The 11,737-nt window shown below is 73.9% G+C and carries 13 protein-coding genes and 1 pseudogene; 7 read left to right on the forward strand and 7 right to left on the reverse strand.

Annotated features, from left to right (window positions below):
* Positions 1–2 precede the first annotated feature (2 nt).
* Positions 3–893 (reverse strand): hypothetical protein, encoded by an 891-nt coding sequence (locus SSNG_RS19310; RefSeq protein WP_042801390.1) that lies wholly within the window; start codon positions 891–893, stop codon positions 3–5.
* Positions 894–1,201: 308 nt separating this feature from the next.
* Here SSNG_RS19310 and SSNG_RS19315 point away from each other — a divergent pair, with 308 nt between their 5' ends.
* From SSNG_RS19315 to SSNG_RS19325, 3 genes are all read left to right on the forward strand, one after another.
* A complete protein-coding gene (locus SSNG_RS19315) occupies positions 1,202–1,816 on the forward strand; it encodes a phosphoribosylanthranilate isomerase (protein WP_007265558.1) in 615 nt (204 codons plus the stop codon).
* 55 nt (positions 1,817–1,871) lie between these two features.
* Complete coding sequence (locus tag SSNG_RS19320; protein WP_241695084.1) at positions 1,872–2,627, forward strand: beta-glucanase; 756 nt, start codon at positions 1,872–1,874, stop codon at positions 2,625–2,627.
* A gap of 241 nt (positions 2,628–2,868) precedes the next feature.
* Positions 2,869–3,120: a hypothetical protein gene (locus tag SSNG_RS19325; RefSeq protein ID WP_050779667.1), complete on the forward strand. Its 252-nt coding sequence runs from the start codon at positions 2,869–2,871 to the stop codon at positions 3,118–3,120.
* A gap of 55 nt (positions 3,121–3,175) precedes the next feature.
* Here SSNG_RS19325 and SSNG_RS44865 read toward each other — a convergent pair whose 3' ends face one another.
* The gene (locus tag SSNG_RS44865; RefSeq protein WP_277752150.1) at positions 3,176–3,310 is read right to left on the reverse strand and encodes a hypothetical protein; all 135 of its coding nucleotides are present in this window, start codon (positions 3,308–3,310) and stop codon (positions 3,176–3,178) included.
* A gap of 80 nt (positions 3,311–3,390) precedes the next feature.
* The gene (locus SSNG_RS19330) at positions 3,391–3,996 is read right to left on the reverse strand and encodes a hypothetical protein (RefSeq protein ID WP_007265561.1); all 606 of its coding nucleotides are present in this window, start codon (positions 3,994–3,996) and stop codon (positions 3,391–3,393) included.
* Positions 3,997–4,190: 194 nt separating this feature from the next.
* On the opposite strand from SSNG_RS19330, the gene SSNG_RS19335 reads away from it, so the two are divergent.
* Positions 4,191–5,381: a hypothetical protein gene (locus tag SSNG_RS19335; RefSeq protein WP_129593318.1), complete on the forward strand. Its 1,191-nt coding sequence runs from the start codon at positions 4,191–4,193 to the stop codon at positions 5,379–5,381.
* A 54-nt stretch (positions 5,382–5,435) separates the two neighbouring features.
* On the opposite strand, the gene SSNG_RS19340 is transcribed toward SSNG_RS19335, so the two are convergent.
* Both SSNG_RS19340 and murQ read right to left on the reverse strand, forming a co-directional pair.
* Positions 5,436–6,941, reverse strand: a complete 1,506-nt coding sequence (locus tag SSNG_RS19340) for a PTS transporter subunit EIIC (RefSeq protein WP_007265563.1) — start codon at positions 6,939–6,941, stop codon at positions 5,436–5,438.
* A 53-nt stretch (positions 6,942–6,994) separates the two neighbouring features.
* Positions 6,995–7,933, reverse strand: coding sequence for an N-acetylmuramic acid 6-phosphate etherase (gene murQ / locus SSNG_RS19345; RefSeq protein WP_007265564.1), 939 nt, complete (start codon positions 7,931–7,933; stop codon positions 6,995–6,997).
* 154 nt (positions 7,934–8,087) lie between these two features.
* Here murQ and SSNG_RS19350 point away from each other — a divergent pair, with 154 nt between their 5' ends.
* Both SSNG_RS19350 and SSNG_RS19355 read left to right on the forward strand, forming a co-directional pair.
* Positions 8,088–8,465, forward strand: a complete 378-nt coding sequence (locus SSNG_RS19350) for a hypothetical protein (protein ID WP_007265565.1) — start codon at positions 8,088–8,090, stop codon at positions 8,463–8,465.
* Between the two features lie 7 nt (positions 8,466–8,472).
* Complete coding sequence (locus SSNG_RS19355) at positions 8,473–8,745, forward strand: DUF4031 domain-containing protein (protein ID WP_007265566.1); 273 nt, start codon at positions 8,473–8,475, stop codon at positions 8,743–8,745.
* A gap of 8 nt (positions 8,746–8,753) precedes the next feature.
* Here the strand turns inward: SSNG_RS19355 and SSNG_RS19360 are convergent.
* Positions 8,754–9,962, reverse strand: a pseudogene (locus tag SSNG_RS19360) (Cmx/CmrA family chloramphenicol efflux MFS transporter); the annotation flags it as partial.
* Between the two features lie 93 nt (positions 9,963–10,055).
* On the reverse strand, positions 10,056–10,754 hold the full coding sequence (locus SSNG_RS19365) for a hypothetical protein (RefSeq protein WP_007265568.1): 699 nt from the start codon (positions 10,752–10,754) through the stop codon (positions 10,056–10,058).
* Positions 10,755–10,868: 114 nt separating this feature from the next.
* Between SSNG_RS19365 and SSNG_RS19370 the strand changes: the two genes are divergently transcribed.
* Entirely contained in the window at positions 10,869–11,561 is a 693-nt protein-coding gene (locus SSNG_RS19370) for a copper homeostasis protein CutC (RefSeq protein ID WP_007265569.1), read from the forward strand.
* The last annotated feature ends 176 nt before the right edge of the window (positions 11,562–11,737 follow it).

The raw sequence follows: 11,737 nt of genomic DNA on the forward strand, positions 1-11,737 counted from the left end.
GGTCATCGGCGGTTCCCTTCGCGGATGCGGGTCGCGTGGGCGCGGACCTCGGCCGGGGTGAGGGTCGGGGTGAACACCGGCGGGCGGGGGGCGTCGGGGCGGCAGGCGCGGCAGCGGCCGTCGGTGAAGGCGCCCGGCGGGCCGGGGGCGCGGCATTCGGTGCACTCGGCGCGGGCCGGGGGTGGGGCTTCTTCCGCCGGCGGGGCAGGGGCCGGGGCCGGTGGTGCGGCGGGGAGTTTGGTCTCCAGGCGTCTGCGGACCAGGGCCGCCGGGTGGTGGACCGGGGTCGGCAGGCCGGCGGTGAGGGCGAGCCGGATCCGGTCGGGGGTGACTCCCCGGGCCAGCCAGGGGACCAGGAGCGGGGCGAGGGCCGTGCAGTCGGCCTTGGAGAGCGCGAGGGCGGGGGCGGTGCGGCCGAGGGAGGCGAGGATGCCGTAGGCGTCGGGTCCCGTGGCATCGGGGGCGTCGGCAGGAGCCGGGGGTACCGGTGCGGGTGGTGGCGGGGCGGTCGGTGCGGGGGAATCCCTCTGGGTGAACCGGGCCCACCAGGCGCCGTCGCGGGGCGTGCGGGAGAAGTACGTACGGGTGACCCAGCGGGTGACCGGGCCGGGCAGGCGCCGGCGGACGCGGTGCAGGTGCCCGGCGGTGGCCAGCCGGTTGAGGGCGGTGCGCAGGGCGCACTGGCCCCACAGGGGCAGGACCGCGGCCAGGGTCTTCACGCTGATGTCGGCGCCGTCCGGCAGCCGGTCGAGGTACCCGGCGACGGCCGCCTCGCGGGCCGGGAGGTGGGCGAAGTCGCGGGCGGTGCGGGGCGCTTGCTCCGGTGCGGCGATTTTGCCGTAGCCGGGCTTGGCCTGGGGGTGCGGGGCAGCACTAAGCTGGCTGTCATCCATGGGGATCGTTGTGTCCGATCTCGTTTGGTCAGGCCCTCGTTCGGTGTTGGCGCACCGGCGGGGGCCGATTTTCGTTTCCAGCCGCAAGGTAGGGCCTGATGGCCCTGCGTGGCAAGCCGATCACGGATCGTCATCCGGCCTGGTATGGGCGGCGGTTGGGAGGGTGGTGGGTGGTGGTGGGCTCCGCCCACCACCCATTCCACAGACAGGGCGCTCGGACTCTCGGTACTTGAGCCCCGGGGCCGGTTGGCCGCCCGCAACGTGGGACGTATCGGCGTGGCAGAGCCGCGTTTGGTTGACTTGACGGCATGAGCGACGGGAAGAGCGTGTTCGTCAAGATCTGCGGGCTGAAGACCCCCCACGACGTGGACGTGGCCGTGGAGGCCGGGGCCGACGCCGTCGGGTTCGTGTTCGCCCCGGGCAGCCCCCGGACCGTCGACGCCGCGCTGGCGCGGGAGCTGACCGCGCGGGTACCGGACGGGGTGCTGACCGTCGGGGTGTTCCGGGGGCAGCCCCTGGAGGAGGTGCGCCGGCTCACCGAGGAGAGCGGCGTGCGCGGCGTACAGCTGCACGGCGACGAACCCGCCGACTACTACGCGCACCTCCGAGCTCCGGGGCGCACGCTGCTGCGGGCCACCGCCGAGCACGTCGCGCGCTGCGGCGAGTACGGGGAGGACCTGCTCCTCATCGACGCCCCCGACCCCGGCTCCGGCAAGCCCTGGAACTGGGGGTCCGCGCAGTTCACGGCGCCCGAGGGGCACTGGCTGCTGGCCGGCGGGCTCGGTCCGGCCAACGTCCGCGAGGCCGTCGCCGCCACCGGCGCCTGGGGCGTGGACGTCTCCAGCGGGGTCGAGCGGGAGCGCGGGGTGAAGTCCCCGGAGCTGATCCGCGCCTTCATCGAGGCCGCGCGCGCGATCGTATGATTACTCTGAGTGAGAACGGGGGGTTCGGGGCGGGCCGGGCGGGCACAACCGCCGCATGGACCCGGAACCGGAAACGCACGGCTGGCTGCGGCGCCTGACCCGCCGCCTCGCCCCCGCGGGCGGCGGCGGGGGGCTGGGGCTGCCGCCCGTGTTCACCCCGCGCCGTACCCCCGTCTTCACCGCCGACTTCACCTCCACCACCCAGTGGGTGGCCGGCCGCTCCTGGGCCTATCCCGACGGCGGCCCCGTCAACCCCGGCGACAACAAACTCGACCACCTCACCGCCGACCCCGCCTACAGCCGCTCCGGCACCTTCCGCGCGACCCTGCGCCCCGACGGGAACTGGGACGCCGGGCTGCTCACCACCGAGGGCAGTGACGAGGGCTTCGAGGTCCGTACCGGCGACGTCCTGGAGGCCCGTGTCCGGCTGCCGGAGGAGATCGGCGCCTGGCCCGCCATCTGGACCTGGCGGGACGGCGGCCAGGAGATCGACGTCTTCGAGTACCACCCCGACCACCCCGACCTGCTGGAACTGTCCAACCACGTCCGCGAGGCGCACCGCTACCTCCGCGACCCGACCGTCCACCCCGGCGCGTGGCTCGACCTGAAGGTGGAGTTCGGCCGCAGGTCCGTCGTCTGGTGGGTGAACGGCCTGCGCGTCTACTCCGACGGCCGGGGCGTCGGCCGCGGCTGGCACGCGTACCTCATCGTCAACCTGTCCGTCTCCGCCGGCCGCTACCACCCCGCTCCCGGGCCGGACCTCACCGAGATGTCGTACGAGGTGTCGCAACTGCGCGTCCACCGGGCGTAGTCCCGTAGCCGTTCGGGGAGGAGCGGGTGATCGGGCCGGCGCCCGCCGAGCGGCTCGTACGTCTTCGTCAACCTGGACGCCGACGACGCCCTTTTCCCGACCTTCGAGGTCAGGCCCGTCTGGGGCTGGTGACCCGGGCCGTCGGACGGCCCGGGCGGGGCGGGGGCCGGTTGAAGGCCGCGCCCATGATCGCCACTCTGTGTGCCGGACCCCAACACCCGCAGGAGAGAGGCGACACGTCATGATGCTCACCCCGCAGGAGCGGATGCGGGCGGCCGAGGAGGCCGTACGGCAGTTGAAGGACGCCCTCCACGGGGTGGGAGTGGTCTTCCCGTCCCTGGACGTCGAGCGGGTCTCGGCCGCCGGGTCGTACGGGCTGCCGCTCGTCGACCTGGGGCGATGCAACATCGACACCGCGCTCCGGCTGGCCGCCGTGCTGCACGGGCGGGCGGGTGGATGCCCCTCAGCCCGGCCCGTCGGCGGGCCGGGCTGAGGGTTCGGGCCGGGAGGGCTCGCGCCGCGGAGCAGGAGCCCTCACCGCACATCGATCAGCCGCGGCCGTCGCACGCCTTGCAGTCACCGCTGCCGCGGCAGCTGTCGCACTTCCACACGCCGCGGTAGCCCGATCCGTCGCAGGTGGTGCACTTTCCGTTGCCCTTGCAGCGCTGGCACTTGTTCCACATGGTGAGTCCTCTTCTCGTCATTGTTCGTCGGCGGTCGGATGCCGCCGGCCGGTATCCGACCGTTGGCCGGTGTCCGGCTCTCAGTACGTACGGGCCTTCTCCCAGCCGCCCGCGTCGTCCAGCGTGGTCGCGAAGTAGTTCCGGGGCGGGACGGCCTGACCGTCGGGCAGGCGCTTGCTGCTGAGGGCCGGGCTGTACTTGCGGAAGATCGCGATCGACTTCGTGAGGCAGTTGTTGAAGCCGATGTCGTAGCCGTTGTTCTCCATGTTGCGGAAGGTCCGCTGCGCGGCGTTGAGGTCACCGCCAGCCGTGTTGATGCACCGGTAGGCGTCGTAGAACCCCGGCCGGTGCCGGCCGTCCCGCTTGATGCTCTTGCGGAGGTCGTCCCAGCTGCCGCCCTTGATCCAGCTGTGGTTGTCGGCGCCGGCCGGGATGTGCAGCTTGCCTCCCTCGGTGGCGCCCCAGATCCAGTGGGCGGTGTTCTTCGGGTCGCGGATCGCCCAGGCGACGTGCCCGTACGTGCGGCCGGCGATCGGGGCGCCCTCCTTGTCGAGGAAGAGGCACACCCGGCCGCCCGTGGCGGCCTCGGCCGTGCCCGGGGCGACCATCGGTACGGCGGTCGCCGACAGCACGGCCGCGAGGAGGGTGAGGAGTGTGCGATGCTTTCGGGTCGTCGAGCGGTTCATGGCAGGACTCCGTTGCCTGGTGGGTGGATTGATGGTGGATCAGCTCTTCGCCGTCCGCCGGGATCCACTCTCCTGAATGCCGGAGACCTGCCCCAGACCCTTCGGCCGGCAGGTGCTTGCAGTGCCAGGTGCACAAGCTCTGACCTGCTGTTTCACTGGCGCGGTGCAAGCTTTTGGGCTGGGAGAGGAGCAGCGTGGGGGAACAGGGGGACGTGTTCGAGGAGTTGGCGTACGCACTCGTCCAGGCGCTGGACGAGTGGAGCACGTGCCTGCAAGAGGTGATCGAGGGCCCCGGGCCCTCCCGCCCGGGACTGCTCGCCCTGCTCCGGGATGCGCAACCGAAGATCGACAACCCCCTCCTGGGGAGTTGGCTGCTCGGCCGCGATCAGCTGCTCGGCGAGAACAAGCGGGCCGGCCGTGTGCCGACGGTCCAGGACACCGCCCGGATCGTGGCGGCCTTCCGGGCCGATGCGGCGCCCCAGGGCCGTCGGCTGATGGGGATCGCCAAGCAGGTCGAATTCCACAGGGCCCGGCTGCAGGAGCTCAAAGGCCATCAATGGCGCAGCGCCGTGGTCAACGCGCTCAAGGCCCCGGAGCAGCCCGGCCTGCCGGGCCCGGTCGACCCGGTGGTCCCCCCGGAGTCCGCGGACCTGCCGTCGACCGCCGCTGACGGCACGCCGCTGCGAGCCCCGGCAGCCGGCGCCACCGCCCGGGTCGTCCCGGGCGAAGACGACGAGCGGCCGGCCGCCGACCCGATCACCCCACCGCCGCCTCCGGACCCTCACGCACCTGCCCGCTCACGTGCGTGGAAGTGGTCCGCGGCCGCCGTTGCTGCCGTCGGTCTGGTGACCGTCCTGGTGGTCGCTGCGTGGCCGGGATCCCGGGCGACCACCGGGCGGGGCGGCCAGGCCGTGCCTTCCTCCGGCTCGGTCGCATCGGCGGCAGGAGCGACTGCCCAGTCCCGTGACGCGTTGGGGGGAGACAGCCGCTGCTCCCCACCCAGAACCGGTCCGTCCGGTACGCGGCTGCGCGCCTGCGCGAGGGTCCAGCGCGACAGAGTGGCGTTCGCCCTCAAGGTCGACAATCCCACGGCCTCCGCCGTGGAAGTGACCGTCAAAGTGGGCGGCTTCTGGGCGGGAGCGGCTCACGACTGCGAGCCGGGGCCGGCCACCACCCACGTCGCCGTGGAACCGGGTACGACGTTCACCACGGACCCCGCCCACTGCGAGACGGCGCGCCAGGACGCCCCGCTCGCCTATCAGGCGGAGGCGTACGTCGCCGCGGGCGACGGACAGGAATGGATCGGCCACACGTTCTCTCCCCGCGCGAACGTCTACGTGGACCGGGGAACCCTGTGGCGGTGCGGCAACGACGTGCCGTGCTGACGGTCCCGCCGGCGGTCTGAGCCCGCGGGCGGGAACGACGCCCGCGCTGCCGGCTCAGCGGGCGAGTGCCGTCGAGTCCGCGGCGGCGGGTCCGCCTCCCTCTCCGTCCGTGCCCGCCTCCGGCTCTTCGTCCCCCCGATTGAGCGAAGTGCGGAGGAGCCTCGTGAAGCCGAAGAAGTACGTCGCGGCGAAGCCGGCCAGGTAGCCGACCAGGAGCCCGCCCGCGTAGACGGCGACGGTCACGCCCATGCCCGACGTACCGTCCAGCAGCGGGAACAGCGCCCAGCCCGACGGGCCGATGGCCTTCGAGCCGAACGCCACGCCCAGCTGGTTGCACAGCCCGACGAAGGCCCCGCCCGCCGCGCCGCCGACGCAGGCGGTGACGAACGGGCGGCCCAGCGGCAGCGAGACCCCGTAGATCAGCGGCTCGCCCACCCCGAGGAAGCCGGCCGGGAGCGCGGACTTGATGGTGCTGCGGACGGAGCCGTTGCGCGGGAGGCGGCAGTAGACGGCGAGGGCCGCACCGACCTGGCCGGCGCCCGCCATGGCGAGGATCGGCAGCAGGACGGTGTAGCCGGACTGCTCGATGAGGGTGGTGTGGATGGGGATCAGTGCCTGGTGCAGCCCCAGCATCACCAGCGGCAGGAACAGCCCGCCCAGCACCAGCCCGGCCAGGGCCCCGCCGGCGGCCAGCAGCCAGTTCGCGAAGGCACCGATCGCGGTGGCGGCCTCACCGGCGAGGAACATCAGCCCGTAGAGGGTGACCAGCCCGGTGACGAGGACCGTGAGGGTCGGCGTGACCAGCACGTCCAGCGTCCCGGGCACCCGGCGCCGGCACCACCGCTCCACGCGCACCGCGAGCAGCGCCGCCGCCAGGGCGCCGAGGACCCCGCCCTGGCCGGGGGAGAGGTGCTCGCCGAAGGCGTCGATCTTCGCCACCCCGGGGAAGACGATGACGGCGGCGACGGCCCCGCCGAGGACGGGGGTGCCGCCGAACTCCTTGGCGGTGTTGAAGCCGACGAACACCGCGATCAGCGACATGAACCCGGACGCGATCGCAGCGAGGGCCGGCACCACGGCGGGGGCCCAGCCGAGGTTGGTGAGCAGGCCGTTCAGGCCCGCGATGACCCCGCAGCCGATGAGGGCCGGGATCAGCGGGACGAACACGTTCGCGATGCGGCGCAGGAACAGCTTGAACGGGGTGGCGTTGCGCGCCTTCCGCGCCTCCTTCAGCGCGGCGCCCCGCTCGGCGAGGCCCCCGGCGGTGAGGGGCCCGGCGACACGGGTACGCCCCTCCTCCACCAGCGCCTCGAACTCGGGCGTGACCCGGGCGACGGTGCCCGGGCCCAGTACGACCTGGTAGGTGGCTTCGTCCTCGACCACGCCCAGCACCCCGGGCACGGCCCGCAGGGCGGCGTCGTCGACGAGGGAGCGGTCGCACAGCCCGATCCGCAGGCGGGTCATGCAGTGCGCGACGGAGCGGATGTTGTCCGGGCCGCCGACCAGGGGGAGGAGCGCGGCGGCGGTGGCGCGGTGCTTGTCAGTGGATTCAGTGGACATGTACTCGCCTTGCGTGGGGGATGGCGAACGGGGTCCTACCGGATCTACCGGATCTACCGGGTCCGGGCGAGGGCTTCGCGGAGGTGCCCGCCGGATGCGGCGAGCAGGCGGGCGGCCCCGGGCCCGTCGACGCCGCCGAGCACGACGAGGACGGCGTCCTTCACCTCGCCGCCCGTCGCCGCGAGCGCCGCCTCGATCTCCTCGTCGGGGGCGCCCGTGGCCAGTGCGACGATGCGGCGGGCGCGGGCGCGCAGCTTCTCGTTCGTCGCGCGCACGTCGACCATGAGGTTCCCGTACGTCTTGCCGAGGCGGATCATGGTGACCGTCGAGATCAGGTTCAGTACGAGCTTCTGCGCCGTGCCCGCCTTCAGCCGGGTGGAGCCGGTGAGCAGCTCGGGCCCGACGACCACCTCGATGCCGTGCTCGGCGGCCGCGGCCAGGGCGGATCCGGCGTTGCAGGACAGTCCGACGGTGAGCGCGCCGCACGTACGGGCGTACTCGACCGCGCCGACCGCGTACGGGGTGCGGCCGGAGGCGGAGACGCCGACGACGGTGTCCTCGCGGGTCAGGCCGAGGGCGGCCAGGTCGGCGGCGGCCAGGTCCCGCGAGTCCTCGGCGCCCTCGACGGCCCGCACCATGGCCCCGGGGCCGCCCGCGATCAGGCCGACGACCTGCGCCGGGTCGGTGTTGAAGGTGGGCGGGCACTCACTGGCGTCCAGCACCCCGAGCCGGCCCGCGGTCCCGGCCCCCGCGTAGACCAGCCGGCCGCCGCGGGCCATCCGCTCGGCGATCGCGTCGACGGCGGCGGCGATCGGCTCCAGCTGCGCGGCGACGGCGGCGGGGACGGTGGCGTCCTCGGCGTTCATGGTGCGCACGATCTCCAGCGTGGGGAGCCGGTCGATCTCCGCCAGCTCGGGCCGGAAGGCCTCGGTCGTCAGCGTGTCGAGCTGGGCGCGAAGGCCGGCGTACGCGGTGCTGCGGTTCTCGCTCACGGCTGGAAGGTATTTCCCGGCGGGGCCGGGAGCAAGAAGGCACGCCCCGGCGGGGGACGGCGCTGACACAGGAGGACAAATAATAGAAAATTTGAGCAAATTACATGTAAAGGGGCCCTTCGTCTGGGGCCCGGTCCGGGTTCACAATGTCCCCATGGACCATGCCACCCCCCTGGAGCAGGCGCTGCATGTCGCCCGTGCGCTCGTTCTCGCCGATCTCGCCGCAGGTGAGGTCGCCGACGCCGATGTCGTCTCCCTCGTCGAGGACTCGGTCACGCACCGCCGGTGGTGGGTGGAGCAGTGGCCGCAGGGTGTCGACTACCTCGCCGGACTCGTCGCGCAGGACGTGAAGGACGCCCTGCTGGAGAAGTACGGGCGCTGGCCGCTGTGCCCCGTCTGCGCGCACGGGGACCCGCACGCGCTGGACGTGGAGCCGGAACTGGGGCCCGACCCGCACTGGGTGTGCTCGGAGGCCGGGGTGAGGGTGGCGGCGGTCGGCGGCCTCGGCCCCGTCTTCCACCCGGGCCGGTGAGCCACCGGTGACGGTGTACATCGACCCGCCGGTCTGGCCGGGCCACGGCCGCCTGTGGTCGCACCTGGTCAGCGACGTCTCGTACGAGGAGCTGCACGCCTTCGCGGCGGGCATCGGCTGCCCGCCGCGCGCCTTCGAGCGGGACCACTACGACGTGCCCTCGCACCGCTACGCGGACGCGGTGGCGGCGGGCGCGGTGGAGATCGGCAGCAAGGAACTGGTCCGCCGCCTGACCGCTGCGGGGCTGAGACGGCCGAAACATCGCCCGCCGGCCGCCTGAGCGTCAGGTCACGTACGGACGGTGTCCGCCGTGGCCTCGTGCGAGGCAGATCCCGTGACGACCCGGGTCTCGCCCGACGGACTGCGCCGTTCCAGGCGGAGGGCGATGATCGTGAGGCCGATCGCGGTGACGGTCATCGCCGCGCCCGCCCACGCCGGGGCGGAGAAGCCGAAGCCGGCGTCGATGACCGTGCCGCCGAGCCAGGGGCCGCCGGTGTTGCCGAGGTTGAACGCGGCGGTGGTGGTGGCTCCGGCGAGGGTGGGGGCGGCGCCGGCGACGTTGAACATCCGGGCGTTCAGCGCCGGCGCGGTGAAGAACGCCGAGACGCCGAGCAGGAACGACAGGGCGATCGCGGCGGCGGCGCTGGAGGCCAGGACCGTCAGGGCCCCGAGGAACACCGTCGAGGCGGTGATGCCCCAGAGCATCACCCCGAACAGGTGCGCGTCGGCGATCCGCCCGCCGACGGTGGTGCCGATCAGCGCGCCGACGCCGAACAGGCCCAGGATCCACGGCACCCACGTCGAGTCCAGCCCGGCCACGTCCGTGAGCAGCGGCGACAGGTAGCTGAAGGCGCAGAAGACGCCGCCGGCGGCGAGGGCCGTGACGCCGATGGACAGCCACACCTGGCGGTCGCGGTAGATGCGCAGCTCGCGGCCGAGGCGGGGCTTCTCGTCGGGCAGGGGGATCTTCGGGATCAGCGCCAGGATGCCGGCCAGGGCGACGGCCGAGGCGGCGCCGACCGACCAGAACGCGGAGCGCCAGCCGAGCTGGTCCCCGAGGAACGCGCCGGCCGGGACGCCGAGGACGTTGGCGATGGACAGGCCGCCGATCATGACGGCCATGGCGCGGGCCCGCTGGTCCTTGTCGACCATGGCGATGGCGACGGCCGCGCCGACGGCCCAGAACCCGGCGCAGGCGAGGGCGGACACCACGCGGGAGGCGAAGAGGAACGCGTACGAGGGGGCCAGCGCGCCCGCCACCTGGCCGAGGCCGAAGAGGCTGATGAGGGAGATGAGGGTGGTGCGGCGCGGGAGGCGCAGGGTGGCGACCGCCAGCAGCGGCGCCCCGACGACCATGCCGATCGCGAAGGCGGATATGAGCAGGCCCGCCTGCGGGATGGTGACGTCCATGTCCTCGGCGATGGGCGGGAGGAGGCCGGACAGCATGAATTCGCTGGTGCCGAGCGCGAAGACGGACAGGCCGAGGACGTAGACGGCACGGGCATGCGGGACGGGGTCGTGCGGAGGCTGCGGGCATGTTCTACCCGAACCGCCTCGAAGTGGGGAGAGGCCCGGCCGCCGTCCCGTATGTCAGGTCAGGGCGGCCAGCTCGGCCTCCAGGTTGCGGCGGGCCGGGGCCTCCCAGTGGGCGGCGCCGTACGGGGTGCGGAAGAGGCGGGGGAGGGCGAGGAGCTGGCGCAGCACGGCGGCGCGGCCGGTGCGGAAGGCCTCGTCGGGGACGAAGCCGTACTCGGCGCGGACGGCGGCGGCGTAGGCGGCGTACGCGTCCGGGGTGCCGGCGAGGACGCCGAGGTCGGCGTCGCAGAGGGCCTCGCCGTTGGTGTCGCCGGGGGCGGGGTCGTGGGTGACGGTGAGCCGGACCAGGCGGGCGGTCTCGGCGGTGCGGGCCGGGCCGACGCCCAGCTCGGGCAGGGCGCGCTCGGCGAGGGCGGCGCTGCGTTCCTCGTTCTCGGAGCGGTCGGGGCGGTAGACGGCGTCGTGGAACCAGGCGGCGAGCTCGACGGCGGTGGGGTCGGCGGCGTGGCCGGCGAGTACGTCGATCCGCGCGAGGACGTCGGCCAGGTGGGCGGTGGTGTGGTACCGCCGCTGCGGCTCGGCCCAGGCGGCGAGGAGGCGGTCGGCGTAGGGGGCGGGGTCACGGGTGGCGTCGGCGGCGGTGGCGGTCGCGGCCCAGCGGGCGCGGAGGGCGGCGTCGTCGGGCGCGGTGGCGGGCGTCGTCTCGGGCGTCGTCTCGGGCGTCGCCTCGGGCGGAGTCTGCGGCGTGTCCATGCGGACATTGTGGCGGTGACGCGATTGTGCTGGTGGAGCGCGGGGTGGGGCCCGTACCCTGGATATTGGACTAGACCTATTTTCCATATGGGCATAAGGATGGGATGGGATCACATGAGCAACCGTGCGCTCCTGGAGGTGATCGCCCTCGACGTGGAGGACGCGGTCGCCGCCCAGGCGGGTGGGGCGGACCGGCTCGAACTGGTCACCGACATGGCCGCCGACGGGCTCACCCCGCCGCGCGAGACCTTCGCGGCGATCCGGGCGGCGGTCGACATCCCGCTGCGCGTGATGCTCCGCACGTCCGACGGGTTCGCGGCGGGCGACGTCTCCGAGCTGGTGGAGGCCGCGCGGGGGCTGCGGGCGGAGGGTGCCGAGGAGTTCGTCCTCGGCTTCCTGCACCCTGACGGCAGCCCCGACCTCGACGCGGTCGAGGCGGTGCTCGCGGAGCTGGACGGCTGCCGTTGGACCTTCCACCGGGCCATCGACCGCGCGGCGGACCGGGACGGCCTGCGCAAGGCCCTCGCGGAGCTGCCGGGGCTGGACACGTACCTGACGGCGGGCGCGGCGACCGGCGTCGCGGACGGGCTCACGGTGCTGCTGGCGGAAGCGGAGGCGGGGCGGCGCGGTGAGCCGGGGTACGGGGCGCGGGTCCTGGTCGGCGGCGGGCTGACCCTGTCGCACCTGCCGGTGCTGCGGGAGGGGGGCGTCGACGCGTTCCACATCGGCGGCGCCGCCCGTCCCTCCGGGTGGGGCCGGCCGGTCTCCGCGGCGGCGGTCGCGGAGTGGCGGGCGGCCCTGGCGTAGGCGCCGGCGTGCCGCTCGCTCCTGGCCCGGGCCCCGCGGTTCCCCGCCTGAGCGGTCGCGGGGCGGCTGTCCCCTACCCGCCCTTCGCCCGTTCCCCGGGGGCTCCGCCCCCGGACCCCCGCGCCTCAAACGCCGGCGGGGCTGGAATGTGCTGCGCACATCCAGCCCGCGCGGCG

Origin of the sequence: Streptomyces sp. C (genome assembly GCF_000158895.1) — a bacterium.
Classification (GTDB): domain Bacteria; phylum Actinomycetota; class Actinomycetes; order Streptomycetales; family Streptomycetaceae; genus Streptomyces; species Streptomyces racemochromogenes.

Coding starts and splice junctions, on each gene's coding strand:
- SSNG_RS19330 (WP_007265561.1), bottom strand. CDS start 3,996: ATGAACCGCTCGACGACCCGAAAGCATCGCACACTCCTCACCCTCCTC.
- SSNG_RS19325 (WP_050779667.1), top strand. CDS start 2,869: ATGATGCTCACCCCGCAGGAGCGGATGCGGGCGGCCGAGGAGGCCGTA.
- SSNG_RS19320 (WP_241695084.1), top strand. CDS start 1,872: ATGGACCCGGAACCGGAAACGCACGGCTGGCTGCGGCGCCTGACCCGC.
- SSNG_RS19350 (WP_007265565.1), top strand. CDS start 8,088: ATGGACCATGCCACCCCCCTGGAGCAGGCGCTGCATGTCGCCCGTGCG.
- SSNG_RS19310 (WP_042801390.1), bottom strand. CDS start 893: ATGGATGACAGCCAGCTTAGTGCTGCCCCGCACCCCCAGGCCAAGCCC.
- SSNG_RS19315 (WP_007265558.1), top strand. CDS start 1,202: ATGAGCGACGGGAAGAGCGTGTTCGTCAAGATCTGCGGGCTGAAGACC.
- SSNG_RS19340 (WP_007265563.1), bottom strand. CDS start 6,941: ATGTCCACTGAATCCACTGACAAGCACCGCGCCACCGCCGCCGCGCTC.
- SSNG_RS19370 (WP_007265569.1), top strand. CDS start 10,869: ATGAGCAACCGTGCGCTCCTGGAGGTGATCGCCCTCGACGTGGAGGAC.
- SSNG_RS44865 (WP_277752150.1), bottom strand. CDS start 3,310: ATGTGGAACAAGTGCCAGCGCTGCAAGGGCAACGGAAAGTGCACCACC.
- SSNG_RS19365 (WP_007265568.1), bottom strand. CDS start 10,754: ATGGACACGCCGCAGACTCCGCCCGAGGCGACGCCCGAGACGACGCCC.